We start from the raw sequence: 16,179 nt of genomic DNA, 5'->3' as shown, positions 1-16,179 counted from the left end.
ATTCCCATGTTAACCGAGATAGGCAAAATCATTCGGCAACGCCGACAGCAACACGGCATCACCATCGAGCAATTGGCCGAACAATCGAATGTTTCAATCTCGCTAATTTCTCGACTCGAACGTGGTAAGGTCGATAACATTAAACTACAAAGTTTGACCGCAATCGCTGAAACTCTGAATTTAAAAATAGCGGACTTCTTTCGCGACGAGCTTCTCCAATCACCTAATGTTGTTGCATTACTCGACTACCTGAGTGATCTGCCAGCCCATCAACGTGAAGAACTTGCCGGTACGTTACTCAAACTACTCCGACTATCCAAATCGTGAGCATTTGCGCAACGCACTCCGGACAGTTAGTTCACCATTGAACCCCGTGATTCATCTACACTAAAAAATGATTCACCTTCCTCTGACAAGAAGGCGAATCATTTTTAATTTATCAAGCTTGTTAACGGTCGGCTAAGCGCCCTTAAAGCCAGCATACAGTTCTTAATGGTGCGTTGTCACTAATAACCCACTCATCACTGCCAATATGATACCCACCGCCATGGCTTTGAATGGTTCACGAACGATGGGGGTGGCGGTCAAAGCCTCGACCATCGCCCCACCTAAATACGTTACAACGAGCCCCAATACGGCGCCCCAAAAGATTGTGACTAGTAAACTAGCCAGCCACGTTGTCTTCAATAGCAAGCTCCTCCAATGCGGTCAGGCACGGCTGACCTTTTGATTGAGTGTATCAAAGTCGTCACGCGTTTGCAAATTGATTAATAGAATTCATAACTTTTATATAATAGTTCTATCCAAAGAAAATCCCCACCATCAATGACAAAAAAGCTCAGCACCGACCATTCAGGTCCTAAGTACTGAGCGATTATCATGACCGCTATGACAGGCTAATGTCCCCCACTACTCAAATCCGCAGGCCAATTTGATTCGACGACCGTTTGCGGAACATATTGGCGATTCAATAGTGCCAGCCACTGCCGGACAATCTTGCTCAAGGTAAAGTCATGACTGCGTTGCCGAGCGCGCGCGGCATATTCAGCGCGACAGTCAAAATCAGTTAACAGTGGCATTAAGCCAGTAATCAGAGCATTAACATCGCGGGCCGGAGTCAACACACCGTACTGGCCACCCTGCAAGTACTCGGCTGAGCCAGTATTCCACATTGAGACGATCGGTAACCCCATCGTCATCGCTTCCCCCATAACTAATGGCATCCCTTCCCAACGCGAAGTCATCATGAAGACACTCGCCTGTTGATAATGCGCCCGTAACTCAGTATCTTTCAGCGCACCCCGATAAATAATGCGGTCACGAACATCGAGTTCAGCCATCAACCGATTGAACGTCGCTAATTGGTCTTCGGGACCAGTCCCTGCGACTGCAATTTGCCAATCATCGGGCAAGGCTCGCGCAACTGTCAACAAATAATCGAGCCCCTTATGTTGCAGGTCAATACGACCAGTGTAGGCAATGATATGTTGCGCCAAGTCGGCCTGCTGACCATGAGCTTGCATGGTCGGTGGATTATAGAACTTGACCGTATGGGCGTTAAAACGTGAGTAGCCTTCCCAATCATAATCGGTCAATGTCACGACCGTATCAGCCGCTAAGAGCCCTGCGACCAGTTCATCTTGCATTTGGACGTAATACTGATTGAGGTAGATATCAACATTATTGTGCATCCACGCAATGACATTGACCCGTGGAAAACGCTGTTTGATTGCCGGAGCAAAACTCGTCAGTAAACCTCCCGGGAGAATAACGGCATCGTAAGCTCCCGACCCAATCGTCGTGAGTAAATCATCTATTTGAGGCGCATAAACGGTCAACGGATCAGCGCCAAAGTAATTAAGTACCGTCGCACTTGCAGGCCGGCGCGCCGTGATAAGCGGTGCGCTCAGTTCATAGAAAGACCGGGGTTGGGCCAAGGAGTAAAAAGCAACCTCGGCTTGCGAGGTCAACGCATTGCCGAGGACCGTCGCCGCTCGTTTGACACCATCCATCACTAAATTCTCGACTGTTATCAAAATTTTCATTAGCATCGTTGACTGGCGATTAAACAACCAGTCGCTCCTTTCCACATAAACTCGGTTCATGGAACCGGAATCGACGATGTTAGGCTGAGCTGATTGCGTCAGACCCGTTCATCCTTAACTAATCACCATCACTAGTATCAGCTTAGGTAGCGTTATTATAACAGGAATAATTAAAAACCAATTAAAATATGCTCACAATTCACATTATGCTAGTCATTGCAAGTTGCTTCTTGATTAAACGTCAGTTAGCTAGGTTCTGATTAAGACGTCATAGGCTACATTCCAGCACCAATCAGCACTTGTTGACATACCACTAGTATTGCTTGATATACACGCAATCTGAAATAAGTCGCCCATGCTGAGTTGACAGTATCCAATCGACACAATTAATAGCGCACAAAAATAGCGTTGCTACTGGAGGCACAAGCCAGTAGCAACGCTATTTTCAAATTAAGATTTTAACTGCTTATTTTAAACCCTTCCATTGCCAATCATTAACTTCTGGCAAGTCAGTTCCGGCATCCCGGATATAGGCATTGTGTTTAGCAAGCATATTATCCATGGATTGAACGAAGGCCGCACCAGTGTTTTCCATTGCTGGTTGCGCCGCAATTGCCGACTTAGCTAAGTCGAAGCGGTCCATCTGGTTCATGACCCGTACGTCGAATGGTGTGGTAATATCACCATTTTCACGGTAACCGTGGACGTATAAGTTATGGTTGTGACGATCAAAGAAGATGTCACGAACTAAGTCTTCGTAACCGTGGAAAGCAAAGACCACTGGTTTGTCCTTAGTAAAGTAATGGTCAAACTCAGCATCTGACAAGCCCCGCGGATCCTTTTCAGGACTACGTAACTTCAAGATGTCGACCACGTTCACGAAACGAATCTTCATCTCTGGGAAACTGTCGTGTAGTAATTGGATGGCAGCCAACGTTTCAAGCGTTGGTTCCGTCCCAGCAGCTGCAAAGACAATGTCTGGTTCGCTACCTTGGTCCGTACTTGCCCAATCAATGATACCAAGACCATTGTCAACTAATTGCTTAGCTTCTTCAATGCTGAACCATTGTTGACGTGGGTGTTTTGACGTAACCACGTAGTTGATCTTTTCTTGGCTCCGGAAAATGACGTCACCGACAGCTAATAACGTGTTGGCATCGGCTGGTAAATATTCGCGAATGTATTCTGGTTTCTTTTCGGCCAAATGAGTTAATGCACCTGGATCTTGGTGGGTATAACCATTATGGTCTTGTTGGAATACAGTTGAAGCCGCGATAATGTTAAGTGATGGGTACTTTTTACGCCAATCAAGTTCATTGGCTTTACGTAACCACTTGAAGTGTTGCGTCAACATTGAGTCCACAACGCGTAGGAAGGCTTCATAACTGGCAAATAACCCATGACGTCCAGTTAAGACGTAACCTTCTAACCAACCTTCAGCTTGGTGTTCAGATAACTGAGCATCTAAGACCCGGCCAGCTGGTGCTTCATATTGGTCACTATCTGGATGAATGTCTTCCATCCATTGACGATTAGTGGTTTCGAAGACACCATATAAGCGGTTAGACATGGTTTCATCAGGTCCGAACAACCGGAAGTTATCAGGATTCTTCTTGATGACATCCCGCAAATAGTCTGACCAAACGATCATATCTTGCTTAACATTCGCGCCTTCTTTGGACGTATCGACCGCATAATCACGGAAGTTTGGTAAGTTCAAGGCTTTCGGATCGACCCCACCATTGGTGATTGGGTTAGCAGCCATCCGACTGTCCCCAGTAGGAATAATTTCTTTAATATCATCCTTCAAAGAGCCATCTTCATTGAAGAGTTCTTTTGGTTGATATGATTCGAGCCAATCAACTAAAGCATCCGCATGTTCCATGTCATTTTGATCAACAGGAATCGGAATTTGATGAGCACGGAATGAACCTTCGATCTTATCACCGTCCCATGACTTCGGACCAGTCCAGCCCTTAGGTGCGCGGAAGACGATCATTGGCCATACTGGCAATGTCGCATCGTCATTTTCGCGAGCATGCTTCTGGATTGCCTTGATCTTTTCAACGGCTTCATCCATGGCCTTAGCTAAGGCTGGGTGAACCTTTTCAGGATCGTCACCTTCAACGAAGATTGGTTCCCAATTCATGCTTTCGAAGTATTCCTTAATCTTAGCATCAGAAGTCCGACCAAAAATCGTTGGGTTAGAAATCTTAAAACCATTTAAGTTCAAGATTGGTAAAACAGCCCCGTCGTTGATTGGGTTAATGAACTTCGTTGATTGCCATGAAGTTGCTAATGGACCCGTTTCGGATTCCCCATCACCAACAACAACCGCGGCGATCTCGTCAGGATTGTCAAGAATTGCCCCAACCCCGTGTGAAATTGAGTAACCAAGTTCGCCACCTTCATGGATTGAACCGGGTGTTTCAGGTGCCGCATGGGAAGCAACCCCACCTGGGAATGAGAATTGCTTAAAGAGCTTTTGCATCCCTTCAACATCCTGCGTAATTTCTGGATAAATATCGGTGTAAGTACCGTCAAGGTAAGAGTTTGAAACCATCACTTGACCACCATGACCTGGACCTTCAACGTAGAACATCTTCAAACCGTACTTGTTGATGACCCGGTTAAGATGGGCATAGATAAAGTTTTGACCGGCAATCGTCCCCCAGTGACCAATTGGATGAACCTTAACGTCACTGGCCTTCAATGGCCGTTGTAATAGTGGATTATCTTTTAAATAAAGTTGACCAACTGATAAGTAGTTGGCAGCACGCCAGTACTTATCAACTTTTTGCAAATATGCTGGTGATGAGTAATCTGTTGTCATTTCAAAAACACTCCTTAATTTGCTTTTCACTTGAACGCTAACTGTTTAAATGTTTTCGTTTACAAGTTCTATTTTAACAACTCATTTCAAAAAATCAACCTTTTTGTTAATTGGAACGGTCCAATTTTATAAATTAAAACAAAAAAACAAGGCTCATCCCTTGGGACACCCTGCTTTTAGATTAATATATTTTTTAATAATTTGTACACAGAATGATTGAAGCAGCCCATCAATTAGCTTTAATATGCCCAGAATTAACACCGGCGCCCTGATTAGTTAGTGGCAACCAGTTCAGTGCTTTTAATAGATAGCGGTCCCAGAAATCCCACTCGTGCGCTCCAGAACCGACCAAATATTCATGCGAAACTTTTTTGGTCGTTAGAAAATGATCAAATTCATCATTCGCTGACTTTAAGCCGTCCTGATCGCCAATCGCCATAAAAATCGCGGGTAAAACGACGTGAGCTGCCAGTAAATTAGTTACGAGCACTTGCAGGTTTAATTCCGAATGACCAGCAGCTGCTAGATCTGGGCCAAAAACGCCATGCTGATATGCGACTGTTTCCGCAAACCACTGAGGCTTTGCCGGTAACTTTTCCATTCCGGGTCGCACATTCAGTCCGGCTGATAAACTCACAATGGCCCCAAAAGTATCGTGAAATTTTAGTCCGTTATACAGCGCCCCGTAACCACCCATTGATAATCCGCCAATAAAAGTTTGGTCACGCTGGTGTGATAGTGGAAACGTCCGGCGTGTAAAATCAATCAATTCCTGACCAATAAATTGACTATACGTCTCCCCAGACCAAGGATGATCAGTATAGAAACTATTCTCGCCCGCTGGCATCACGACAGCCAGGTTCCGTTCGTCGGCCCAGCGCTGGATTCGTGTGCCACTAATCCAGTCGACTTCACTACCTAAGATACCGTGCAATAAGTACAGGGTGGCAAACGGACCCTGAATCGGGCGCGGCACGCCCTGCTCATCTGGGACCAATTTATCAGTTGGTAAACACACCATCAGGGGAACGGTCCGGTGTAAACTAGCCGCCATAAAATTAATACGAATCAGTGCCATGACACCTCAGACTCCTAACTATTCGTTGACACAAACGTTGTATACTTCATATATTGATAATGTAATCGCATATTAGACACTTCAAAGGGTGTCCCATCATCTAAAAAGAAGATCCCACTCATCAGGCCCACCGGTTCATTCGGCTGCAAATGTAGCAACTCTTGATCAGTCGTATTGGACGCATCGGCCGCAATCGATAAGAATGATTTGGTCACTGCGGCGTGCAAGGTCTTTTGCACGTAATTAAAGATCGATCCACTGACCACTTGTCGGTTCAACTGGGGCACAAGCTTGATTGGAATATAGCCACTTTCAATCATGAAAGGCTGGTCATCCAGTAATCGCAGCCGTTTGATTTCATAAACAAACTCGTCAGCAGTTAAAAATAAGTCTTGTTGCAACTCTTGACTTGCAGGAATGACGCGAAAGTCTAATAATTGAATACTGGGCTTAGCACCCTCAGTATTTAAACTGTCCGTAATTCCTAGGTTAGTTCCTTCATACTTAAACGAAGATTGATTTTTAAGATATAATGGATTAATGAACGTTCCCGAACCCCGCTTCTTGAAAATCAGGCCCTTATTGGCTAGCACGTTAAGCGCGCGCTTAATCGAGCTACGACTTACCTGATACTGTTCGCTAAGACTACGTTCATCTGGAAGCTTCTTATCAACAAATTCATTCGCCATGATCCGTTTATTGAGATCATTGATGACTTGTTGATAAACTAGGTCAGCCATTGTAATCCCTCCTTTGAGGTTATTTCATACCTCAAGTATAGCAGAATTAATGGCGTTTGGGTGAATTGTTCCGGTCCATTTATAAAATTGGACCGTATTTTTAATAAATGTGAGGTTAACAATAATGTCAAAAAAGAAGAAAAAAGATCAATTAGGTAAAACACTTGTTGAAAAGATTTTGGATAAAGCAAATATCAGCTATCAACAATATGAATTCCCAACCGAAACGGAAGGCGACGTTCAACAATTACAAGTCGACCACCTCGGTGTTGACGAACATCATATCTACAAGACCTTAGCGCTGATTGGTAACAAGACCGGTCCCGTCGTCGGCGTCTTGCCGTTAGATGAGCACCTCAGCTATAAAAAATTGGCTAAGCTATCCGGCAACAAAAAAGTTGGCATGATTCCATTAAAGGACTTGGAACGGACTACCGGATACCAACACGGCGCCAACACACCAGTTGGTATTTGGGAAACTAAGAAGTTTCCCATCTACTTAGACGAGACCGCTAAGCAGCAAGGTAAGATTCTCGTATCTTCGGGTAAAATCGGGCGTTCAATTGAAATCGACGCTGATGATCTACGCAAGCTCGTGCACGGCACTTTTGGTCCAATAACGGAGTAGCCCCGTGGATAACTTGATCAAGAATAACGGCATCGTCTTGCTGGTCATCATTGGTTTACCCGGACTATTTGCTTGGTCACTGACGATTATCAACCGACAAACCAAAGCGAATCTGGTCAACCACTACGGTATTAACAGTCAGGTCTACTGTGGCTTTCTGGGCATCATCATCCACGAGCTTAGCCATCTAATCCTCGCACTGATTTTTCGCCACGGCATCCAATCGGTCCGGCTGCTCAAACGCCCTCACCTCCATCCTGAAGATGAGTCGGCGGATGATCTGGCACTAGGCTATGTTAACCATACTTGGAATCGGCACAGCCGGTATCAAGTCATTGGTAACCTGTTCATTGGTGTCGCCCCCATCTTCGGATGCACAGCGGCACTCCTTGGACTAGACTGGCTACTCGCTCCTGGCCTATTTCAAGCCATCTTCAAATTAGCTGATACACCCGAACAACCACAATGGGCTGCAAGTTTTCACGCGTTAACCAGTACGCCAACGAGTTGGTGGCAACTATTAATGTTGCTCTTTCTAACCCTCGTCATTGTGATTGGTGGCTTCGATCTAAGTCCCGCTGACTATCAGAATAGTGCGATCGGGTTGTATAGCACCATCGGCATCATTATCGTGCTGACTACCTTACTGACGTTCATCGGTATCACCGGTTGGATCCATACGTTAGTTACTTGGGGACTAATGGTCGCCATTATCTTGGGCTACTCACTACTCGTGTCCCTACTAGTCATGTTGGTAACCCATCTTCTGACCAACCGTGCCTGATTTGGATTGCCAGCTTTAAAACCAGAATAAGGGCTAAAAAGGCCATCACAAGAATTCACGATACATTCTTGTGATGGCCTTTTTCGTTAGCCAATATAAATGGTAATTGCATCATCTGATAACATGATCTCAGCTCAAAGAACTAGTGATTCAACTAGACGTAGGGATGCCATTACGCCTTATCATCCGCCGTCCACTCAGCCTTAAATTGGTCAACAAACTCGTGCATCACCGCTGTCCGGTGGGCTGCCAGTGCTTTGGCAGTATCCGTATTCATGAGAGCTGCTAACTTGAACAACTTTTCATAGAAGTGATTGATAGCCGTGCCGGGCTGGTGTCGATATTGTTCACGCGTCATATGTTCACGTGGCGCAATTGCCGGGTCATAGATTTTTTCACCGACATGACCTGAATAATACAACGCCCGGGCGATCCCGATAGCGCCAATCGCGTCTAACCGATCCGCATCCTGAACGACTTGCCCTTCAAGACTTAATTTTTGAGGGCCGTTGAAGGATTTGCTGAATGACATGTGATCAATAATTGCAAAAATAGCCGTTTGATCGGCAGCCGTAACATTTTGCGCGTTCAATTGATCAATCAAATCTTGATGCGCCTTCGCTGGGTCGGCCATCAATTTATCGTCGATCACATCATGAAGCCAAGCTGCCGCTAAAGTCAGATTTAAATTCGCCCCTTCGGCTTTTGCCAGCCGGCGTGCTAGCCGGTTGACCCGCTGCAAATGATCGCGACCATGCCCACTATGATCGTGAGCAAGCTTTTGCAAAGCATACGTTTGAATTGCCGTTAATTGTGTTTCAGTTATCATACACTCATCCTATCCCTGGGTCTGGTAGTACGCCCGTAACTTCTTGATCGTTCCCCGGCTAAAGGTCAAGTGATCATGATTGTCCATACTAATCACGCCCTTATTAAAATCAACCGTAATCACATGGTCAAGGTTGAGGGCATAACTTTGAAACTCATTAAAAAAATGCATCGCTGTCAGTTGTTCCTTAATCGTATTTAAATTCTTATGTACGACATAGGACTGGGTCGTCGTCACGATTCGCGTGGTCCGCAGCCCATGTTCCTTCTCACAGTAGATGATATCTTTAAGCTTCAGCGTTAATAATAACGCACCACTTCGAATCGTTAAAGTCGGTTCAGCAGATTGCTGTAACATACCTAACCGTTTTTTTACGACTTGTAGGACTCTTTGTACTTCTGGCACAAACTTTGCCTTATCGAACATATTTGTTTTTGAAATAAACCCGGTTGGTGTTGTCATCGCACTCAACGTATCCGGGATCATGTCATCACGCACCGTCACATAGACAATAAACCCATCAGGATCATAATCACGAATCTTAGAGGCCAATTGAATGCCATTGATTTCGCGTTGTAAAACGATATCTAAAAAATAAAGATTTGGTCCGCCGCCATCCTTTACCGCCGCTAACACATCGGTCGGCTGCCATACTGAGACTAACTCATAATTAAAGTGCAATGCCTCCAGCTGTGCCGTAATGATGTCGTTTAACCAGAGACGCTGTTGTTCTTGATCGTCACTGATAAACACCTTCATATCAATCACTCTTCCCAATGTAAAGCAGATTAACAAACAAACCACTGTTGATCCACTCTATCCCAATTTAAATTGCTTACAATCATTTTATATGATACTAAAGCCCCGCCATTCCAGCAACCAAAAAAACGCGTATGGACCAAATAACTGACATTACTTGGTCCACCGCATTCAGCTTATTTTTCAATTTGTTGTGGCTTGGTCTGTACTTGATTAAGTCGCAATAATTCATCCGTGCGCAATTTATTAACAATCAGTTGAGCCGCTGCGGTTGTTAAACTGTGACTGAGATCCTGATCAGAAATCGTAATTGGATCATCGGGATGATGAAGTTGATTCGTTAATACCGTAATAAAATTGTCGTAAGCTCGCTTGGGATAGCCAGTCGCAGTCACTTGGTCGATTCCCTGACGAATTTTATCCAGTGGATAACTCGGTTTTAGTAAGCTAATGACAATAATATCCGCCAATTGCATAATTTGATATTTCTTCTTGACTGGTGACAAGATCACTTTATGTTTGACATAATTATTGATCATTGCGGCAGTAACTGGATCAGCACCTAATGGCTGCAACGTTTCATTAATTAATAATAGGACCTGATCCATATATAAGTCAAAGTTCGGTAACTCGATCCACTTCGGCAGAATCACCTTTGCCATGCGGGCTTGCCAATCTGCATAAGTCTCATTAGCTGCCATGCTGCGTCCTCCTCTGATAAATAGGTTACATTAATTATACCTAGATTAACTAGTCTTGTAAACTAGATGACATTGTAAATCACATTAATTTCTGAATATGGTATCATTTATGGGTTAATGCAAATACAAATGAAAAGTAGGTTATGTAGTATGTATGAAATGACCAAAAAGCTCCGTGTCGGTGATGATGTTAAAGAATTGATTCCACAAGCAGTGATTGCCGGACTTTGGGACCGTCTCAAAGCGATGCGCAAAGAGAAATTATTGATTGATAGCACGATGGCCATCATGTTCAGTGACGACTACGAAGACAATAAAATTTTCTTCATGACACTTCAAAAATCCGGCTCATTCGCCAATGAATATGAAATGGCCTATGATGGGCCCAAAGACTTCCTCGGCCATGGGACGATTGTTATTATCAAAGACCGTCCCCGTACGATTCAAATGAGCATCTCGGACGCTAATAAAGCTGAAGACACCAATGACGATGCGACTGATGAGCAAAAGTAGGCTCGCACTTTAAATCACATCATGATTGCTAATAAGCTGCTCAGGTGGTGACCGATGTTCACTGACTACCCCGCGCTGAATTGGTACCTGGTTATGCTACAGACTTTCAGATTCGTGCTCACTAGGTTGTCACGACTGATTGCTAGCTCTGTCAACTAGTTGAGACAGCACCTTGCTAACAGCACCCCTAAGTGTGCAAAAAAATCCGTTGCCATCAATGTGTATGTATCGAATAAAAGCACCGTCAGAATTCGCTGACGATGCTTTTATTTATTGTATTTCTATCTTACCTTCGCTATCCGCAACGGTTTTTGGCAACGTCACGGTCAGCAGTCCTGCTTGATAATGCGCTTGAATCTCTTCGCGCACGACATTCGTTAGATGAAACTTCCGGGTAAAGTCCGCGTCCATCCGTTCGCGATGGAGTACGCGCCCGTCATCGTTACGATCGTCTTGCGACCGGTGCGCCCGAATAGTTAGCCATTCGTCAGCATACTTCACCGTAATAGCGTCCTTATCAAAACCGGGTAATTCTGCCGTTACGGTGTAATCATCGTCATGTTCAACCACGTCCGTTTTCATCCCAACGTGTGCGTTTAAGACGTTCTCTGCTTCCCGGTGAGCCCGCTTCAATAATTTGGTGGGCTTTAGTAGATCATCCAGATGATGACCGAATAATTGCTGGCGCATGTCAATAACCTCCGTATCAAATCAATTATTAGTAAGCCTGTTGGTGAATGGCTTCAGCAAGTAAATCTAAGGCATGGTCACGCGTGCCAACTTGGTCCATATCAAAGATGATCGAATCAATGTCGCCACCCTTGAAATCAAATTGTTCGAAGTAGATGTACGGGTCTTCGCCTTCAACTTTTAGGAAAGCGGCTTCAATCTTTTGATCAAAACCGGCCGCCCAATCCGCATCGTCCATCTGATTGAAATCTGCACGGGTCACGTAACCACGGTCACGAATTAAATCCATCGCTTTTTTGACATCACTATCTTGATAAACCAATTTCTTCGAATCCTCATGAATCTTAGTTTTCGTTTCTACTGGCATCATTAAAGATCTCCCTTTACTTGGTATACCCTTAGTTTAGCACCATTCATTGGAAACGTTAACCATCTTTCTCGCAATCGCATTATTTGGGCTTAAAGGGTTGCCAGTAGGCCCGCTGACTACGATAGACCAATTAATTAACCGTCGCGGGGGCTGACAAAACGGGTGATAAGCCTTATAATATTAGCTACTTCGCGTTATACTTAAAGTAACTAATATTATGAAATGAGGAATGTTTCTTTGGACAGTGGCCAGATAATTTTAAATTTAGTCATTATTGTCATTACGTTCTTCGTCGCGGCTTTCTTTGTGGCCTGTGAATTTGCACTCGTTCAGACCCGCCCTAGCGCTCTCGAAGAAGAACAAAAAAAACGTGATAAACCGTCAAAACGGATCGCAACTTCTTTGCACATGGTCCGCAACCTTAACGAGTATCTTTCAACCACCCAAGTGGGGGTCTCGTTAGCTGGTATCATTTTAGGTTGGATTGGTGAACAAACAACTGAACACTTTGTGCTTGATTTCTTATCCCTCTTCAACCTATCCGTCTCAACCGCGGTATTACGAGGTATTAGTATCGTCATTGGGGTTTTCCTACTGACCTACTTAGAAGTGGTCTTAACCGAAATCGTGCCTAAAAATATCGCAATCGACATGCCACTCAAAGTAATGGCGGTCATTACGACACCATTACGGTGGTTCCACGTGATGTTCTACCCCTTTGTATGGTTGTTGAATGTCTCATCAGCTGGCGTCGTCAAAATGTTAGGCATTCCAGTTGCGAATGAAGATAACGATGTTTATTCACAAGCCGAAATTCTTAACCTATCACGAAATGCCGTAACTGGCGGTGAGCTTGAACGTAACGATTACCTTTACATGGAGCGGGCATTTGAGTTCAATGACAAGATCGCTAAGGATATCATGATCGACCGTACTCAGCTAGTTGTGATTGATATCAACGATACCGTCAAGCAAGCCATTCGCGTTTATTTACAGAAACGCTTTAGCCGCTTACCCGTCGTAGCTAACAATGATAAGGACAAGATTCTGGGTTACGTTTATAACTATGACTTAATTCGCCAAGGTGAAGTTGACGATGATATTCGGGTCAATAAGTTATTGCGTAATATCATTACAATTCCTGAAACTACACCGATTCAAGCCATTCTCCAAAAGATGATCGACAAACAAACGCCGATCGTCGTCGTGGTTGATGAATATGGTGGGACCAGTGGGATCGTCACTGATAAGGATATTTACGAAGAACTTTTCGGAACCGTCAATGACGAAATCGACAATGTTTCTAACGAATACATCGAAAAGCAGGCCGATGGCACTTACCGCATCAGTGGTAAGATGACCATCTACGACTTTGAACGCTACTTCAAGACCGACTTACAAGAATTTGAAGATTCCGATGTTGTCACTTTGACCGGTTATATTTTGGATAATTTTCCTAAAATCCAAGCCGGTGATACGATTCAAATCGGTAACTTCAATTTCAAAGCGCTTGATTTTGAAAATGCTTATATCAATTGGTTTGAGGTTAGCGCCCAGACGGATAGCACACCTGACGATCATAATGACGATCAAACACAAGACTAAATATTTACACGCACTACTTAAAATGGCACTTAAGGAAGTTGATTTCTTAGGGGCCATTTTTTTGTATCCGGCGAACTTCAACTGGTCAACTTTGGTACTTTTATATGATAAGTCGTGTGAATTGCCACTAACCTGTTGTACATAAATTGGATGCGGTTGATTTAAGGGAAAGCCTACTAAAAATTAAGTTTGTCTTAAGCCGGCCGTTATCACGACAAACTGCGACGATTCGGAGCCGTAGTCGTTTGCAATTAAGTAGTGCCCAGCGTAAACTAAAACTAATGTAAAACAGAAATGAGGAACTGCTGTGAGTGAATCAACAATCAATATCATTTATATCTCCATTGAAGGCAATACCCGCTCATTTGTCACCGGTATGCAGGATTACGCCAAGACCCAGCATGCAGCTGATGATAGCAACCCGTTAATTACCTTAAAAGAAATCACCGAACAGTCAGACTTTGCCATTGAGACTGAACCCTACTTCGCCTTTGTCCCAACCTACCTTGACGGTGGTAACGGCATTGACAATGGGGTTAAGGAATTGATGACCAACGTGTTAGGTGAATATCTTAACTACGATCAAAACTCACGGTTCTGTCTCGGAGTTGTTGGTTCTGGTAACCGTAACTTTAACGATCAGTACTGTCTAACCGCTCGGCGTTATGCTGAACAACTTGACACGGACATGATTGCGGATTATGAGCTTCGCGGGACTGCCGTTGATACTGAACGCGTCTATAACGTGATGAAAGACCGTTTGGCCGCCTATTTAGACAATCAAACCTTTTAATCGAATTAACCAAACAATCAAGGTCCAAGTTAGTTTTCGCTAACTTGGACCTTGATTGCGTTCACAGCACGAAGTTGACCAATCGCCTCAGTAACGACGATTTCACGCTATTCCGTTGCCTTATCCTTATCAAATATTGTGGGGCCGATGACTAGTGATTCCGCTAATAAGGTTTCATTGTACAATTTAAAAACGTACTTCTGATACTTGACCTCTCGTTGTGAAATCATATCCAAATATTGCCGTTCTTGTTCGAGTGCATTCATAAATGCTCGCATCTCTAATTCTTTTTCTGCACCAGTAAATTCCGGTCGCCGAACAACGTCAACCCAGGCACGCGCAAAATCACGAGTCCTAGTCCGTTGTTTCTGGGTCATCAAATCAAAAATGACGGATTCTTTCACATTCGACGGCAAATACATTTTCTGAACTGTATCAATCGCGTGGTGAACCATCGCCACCCGAATCTGATCAATCTCACTAGTTGCCTCATCATCAGTCAACGCCGGCTTTAGCAACCAGCGAAAAATAATCGTCGGCACGACCATACTCAGAATAATCAACGTACTGGCAGCCATTAGAACCAAGTTAAAGTCACCACGTCCGACCGCAGTATCGGTTAACGTATAGGCTAAGGCCAGCGTTACCGCACCGTGCACGCCACCTAACGCAAAAATCCATGCGGGCCGATTTTTGAAACTCAACCGCAACCGACCATAGCTGTAACGCACCAGCACATTGCTAATATACAGAACAAGCCCAATCAACAAAAAGTTCAAGGACCCATGCCCGAATTGTTCGTTAACAAGAATTTTGATAAACATGAATCCAAGAACCACAAACACCATGCTATTAAAGATTTCAGTAATCATGCTCACCAAGTCAAAAGCAAAATGAACTTGTTGTGCATTAATTAACCGGCTTCGTTGGGCTTCCGCATTATGCACTAATCCCGCAACCACAACCGTAATGATTCCAGAAACGTGAATCGCCTCAGCAGCATAATACAAAATAAAGGGCGTAATCACGTACATCAACAGCGACGCATTCAACGAATTATACGAAGAGCGTAACAATACTTGCCGAAACAGAACCATGATCCAGGCACTGACAAAACCAAAGAGTACCCCACCCACAGCTGAAATAATAAAATCAATAATCGTTTGCCCATAGTTAATATAGCCATTAGCATACCAGAGAACCGCCATGTTCAATAAGATGATGCCAGAAGCATCATTAAACAACGACTCCATTTTTAAAAAAGTTCCCTCAGTTGATGGCATCTCCAAACCGTTCGTCACCGATTCCATTGCCGTGGCGTCGGTCGGCGTACTGATAGCCGCTAGAATAAAAGCTAACGGCAAGCCGACTAATCCCAGCCCTGCCAAGCTAAATCCCGCGACAATTAAGGCAAGAATGACTAGTCCAACTGTCGTTTGGATAATGTGCTTTAATTCCTTACCAACGGCATTCAGTCGAGTGGCTTGTCCTTCAAAAAACAGGAGTGGCGCAACAATCAGGCCAATAAAGATTTCAGAATTGAAGTTTTCAATATGATTGCTCAAAACTGGAATAAAAAACAAGCCAATACCGACGATCAGACTCAAGTAGTTCACAGATATTTGCGGCATTACCCGGGAAATAAAAATACTAACAACCGCAGCCAACACCAGAATAAAACTGGAAACCATCAAATTCACGTACTCACCTCATTTTATTAATTAATTCATTTATTCTATCCGATAATGCTCAAATTGTATCGTCAATCGTCTCCATCATCACTTTCAAAGAATCAAAAAAGCTTTCAAGGC

General features: G+C 44.0%; 17 protein-coding genes. 6 read left to right on the top strand and 11 right to left on the bottom strand.

Features of this window, described 5'->3' with window-relative positions; genetic code table 11:
* Positions 1-6: 6 nt before the first annotated feature.
* Positions 7-327, top strand: a complete 321-nt coding sequence (locus E5260_RS04145; RefSeq protein ID WP_003642643.1) for a helix-turn-helix domain-containing protein — start codon at positions 7-9, stop codon at positions 325-327.
* A gap of 162 nt (positions 328-489) precedes the next feature.
* On the opposite strand, the gene E5260_RS04140 is transcribed toward E5260_RS04145, so the two are convergent.
* The 5 genes from E5260_RS04140 to E5260_RS04120 all read right to left on the bottom strand — a co-directional run bounded on the left by E5260_RS04140 (position 490) and on the right by E5260_RS04120 (position 6,696).
* A complete protein-coding gene (locus E5260_RS04140; protein ID WP_003644707.1) occupies positions 490-687 on the bottom strand; it encodes a DUF2929 family protein in 198 nt (65 codons plus the stop codon).
* A gap of 209 nt (positions 688-896) precedes the next feature.
* Positions 897-2,045: a glycosyltransferase gene (locus E5260_RS04135; RefSeq protein ID WP_044432928.1), complete on the bottom strand. Its 1,149-nt coding sequence runs from the start codon at positions 2,043-2,045 to the stop codon at positions 897-899.
* A 466-nt stretch (positions 2,046-2,511) separates the two neighbouring features.
* Positions 2,512-4,878 carry a phosphoketolase family protein gene (locus E5260_RS04130; protein WP_003642640.1) on the bottom strand — a complete coding sequence of 789 codons (2,367 nt, stop codon included), beginning with the start codon at positions 4,876-4,878 and terminating at the stop codon, positions 2,512-2,514.
* Between the two features lie 229 nt (positions 4,879-5,107).
* Positions 5,108-5,956: an alpha/beta hydrolase gene (locus tag E5260_RS04125; protein ID WP_003642639.1), complete on the bottom strand. Its 849-nt coding sequence runs from the start codon at positions 5,954-5,956 to the stop codon at positions 5,108-5,110.
* A 14-nt stretch (positions 5,957-5,970) separates the two neighbouring features.
* Positions 5,971-6,696 (bottom strand): GntR family transcriptional regulator, encoded by a 726-nt coding sequence (locus E5260_RS04120; protein ID WP_003642638.1) that lies wholly within the window; start codon positions 6,694-6,696, stop codon positions 5,971-5,973.
* 124 nt (positions 6,697-6,820) lie between these two features.
* Between E5260_RS04120 and ybaK the strand changes: the two genes are divergently transcribed.
* Positions 6,821-7,324: a Cys-tRNA(Pro) deacylase gene (ybaK, locus tag E5260_RS04115; protein ID WP_003642637.1), complete on the top strand. Its 504-nt coding sequence runs from the start codon at positions 6,821-6,823 to the stop codon at positions 7,322-7,324.
* Positions 7,325-7,328: 4 nt separating this feature from the next.
* The gene (locus tag E5260_RS04110; protein WP_003642636.1) at positions 7,329-8,108 is read left to right on the top strand and encodes a hypothetical protein; all 780 of its coding nucleotides are present in this window, start codon (positions 7,329-7,331) and stop codon (positions 8,106-8,108) included.
* A gap of 172 nt (positions 8,109-8,280) precedes the next feature.
* Here the strand turns inward: E5260_RS04110 and E5260_RS04105 are convergent, their stop codons facing one another.
* The 3 genes from E5260_RS04105 to E5260_RS04095 form a co-directional block, all read right to left on the bottom strand.
* Positions 8,281-8,937: an HD domain-containing protein gene (locus tag E5260_RS04105; RefSeq protein ID WP_003642635.1), complete on the bottom strand. Its 657-nt coding sequence runs from the start codon at positions 8,935-8,937 to the stop codon at positions 8,281-8,283.
* Between the two features lie 9 nt (positions 8,938-8,946).
* Complete coding sequence (locus tag E5260_RS04100) at positions 8,947-9,696, bottom strand: LytR/AlgR family response regulator transcription factor (RefSeq protein WP_003642634.1); 750 nt, start codon at positions 9,694-9,696, stop codon at positions 8,947-8,949.
* A 176-nt stretch (positions 9,697-9,872) separates the two neighbouring features.
* Positions 9,873-10,397 carry a DUF1836 domain-containing protein gene (locus E5260_RS04095; protein ID WP_003642633.1) on the bottom strand — a complete coding sequence of 175 codons (525 nt, stop codon included), beginning with the start codon at positions 10,395-10,397 and terminating at the stop codon, positions 9,873-9,875.
* A gap of 150 nt (positions 10,398-10,547) precedes the next feature.
* Here E5260_RS04095 and E5260_RS04090 point away from each other — a divergent pair, with 150 nt between their 5' ends.
* A complete protein-coding gene (locus tag E5260_RS04090) occupies positions 10,548-10,910 on the top strand; it encodes a hypothetical protein (protein WP_003644709.1) in 363 nt (120 codons plus the stop codon).
* Positions 10,911-11,180: 270 nt separating this feature from the next.
* Here E5260_RS04090 and E5260_RS04085 read toward each other — a convergent pair whose 3' ends face one another.
* Together E5260_RS04085 and E5260_RS04080 are read right to left on the bottom strand one after the other, a co-directional pair.
* Positions 11,181-11,600: an Hsp20/alpha crystallin family protein gene (locus E5260_RS04085; protein WP_003642631.1), complete on the bottom strand. Its 420-nt coding sequence runs from the start codon at positions 11,598-11,600 to the stop codon at positions 11,181-11,183.
* 28 nt (positions 11,601-11,628) lie between these two features.
* A complete protein-coding gene (locus E5260_RS04080) occupies positions 11,629-11,970 on the bottom strand; it encodes a hypothetical protein (protein WP_003642630.1) in 342 nt (113 codons plus the stop codon).
* A 237-nt stretch (positions 11,971-12,207) separates the two neighbouring features.
* On the opposite strand from E5260_RS04080, the gene E5260_RS04075 reads away from it, so the two are divergent.
* Positions 12,208-13,575 carry a hemolysin family protein gene (locus E5260_RS04075; protein WP_003644710.1) on the top strand — a complete coding sequence of 456 codons (1,368 nt, stop codon included), beginning with the start codon at positions 12,208-12,210 and terminating at the stop codon, positions 13,573-13,575.
* A 307-nt stretch (positions 13,576-13,882) separates the two neighbouring features.
* On the top strand, positions 13,883-14,368 hold the full coding sequence (gene nrdI, locus E5260_RS04070) for a class Ib ribonucleoside-diphosphate reductase assembly flavoprotein NrdI (RefSeq protein WP_003642628.1): 486 nt from the start codon (positions 13,883-13,885) through the stop codon (positions 14,366-14,368).
* A 107-nt stretch (positions 14,369-14,475) separates the two neighbouring features.
* Here the strand turns inward: nrdI and E5260_RS04065 are convergent, their stop codons facing one another.
* Positions 14,476-16,068, bottom strand: coding sequence for a cation:proton antiporter (locus E5260_RS04065; RefSeq protein WP_003642627.1), 1,593 nt, complete (start codon positions 16,066-16,068; stop codon positions 14,476-14,478).
* Positions 16,069-16,179 lie beyond the last annotated feature (111 nt).

This window comes from Lactiplantibacillus plantarum (genome assembly GCF_014131735.1).
GTDB classification, from domain to species: Bacteria; Bacillota; Bacilli; order Lactobacillales; family Lactobacillaceae; genus Lactiplantibacillus; species Lactiplantibacillus plantarum.
Note: the sequence above shows the minus strand (reverse complement) of the source record. Positions and strands in the feature narration are given on the sequence as shown.

Coding starts and splice junctions, on each gene's coding strand:
- E5260_RS04145 (WP_003642643.1), top strand. CDS start 7: ATGTTAACCGAGATAGGCAAAATCATTCGGCAACGCCGACAGCAACAC.
- E5260_RS04135 (WP_044432928.1), bottom strand. CDS start 2,045: ATGAAAATTTTGATAACAGTCGAGAATTTAGTGATGGATGGTGTCAAA.
- E5260_RS04130 (WP_003642640.1), bottom strand. CDS start 4,878: ATGACAACAGATTACTCATCACCAGCATATTTGCAAAAAGTTGATAAG.
- E5260_RS04125 (WP_003642639.1), bottom strand. CDS start 5,956: ATGGCACTGATTCGTATTAATTTTATGGCGGCTAGTTTACACCGGACC.
- E5260_RS04120 (WP_003642638.1), bottom strand. CDS start 6,696: ATGGCTGACCTAGTTTATCAACAAGTCATCAATGATCTCAATAAACGG.
- ybaK (WP_003642637.1), top strand. CDS start 6,821: ATGTCAAAAAAGAAGAAAAAAGATCAATTAGGTAAAACACTTGTTGAA.
- E5260_RS04105 (WP_003642635.1), bottom strand. CDS start 8,937: ATGATAACTGAAACACAATTAACGGCAATTCAAACGTATGCTTTGCAA.
- E5260_RS04100 (WP_003642634.1), bottom strand. CDS start 9,696: ATGAAGGTGTTTATCAGTGACGATCAAGAACAACAGCGTCTCTGGTTA.
- E5260_RS04095 (WP_003642633.1), bottom strand. CDS start 10,397: ATGGCAGCTAATGAGACTTATGCAGATTGGCAAGCCCGCATGGCAAAG.
- E5260_RS04090 (WP_003644709.1), top strand. CDS start 10,548: ATGTATGAAATGACCAAAAAGCTCCGTGTCGGTGATGATGTTAAAGAA.
- E5260_RS04085 (WP_003642631.1), bottom strand. CDS start 11,600: ATGCGCCAGCAATTATTCGGTCATCATCTGGATGATCTACTAAAGCCC.
- E5260_RS04080 (WP_003642630.1), bottom strand. CDS start 11,970: ATGATGCCAGTAGAAACGAAAACTAAGATTCATGAGGATTCGAAGAAA.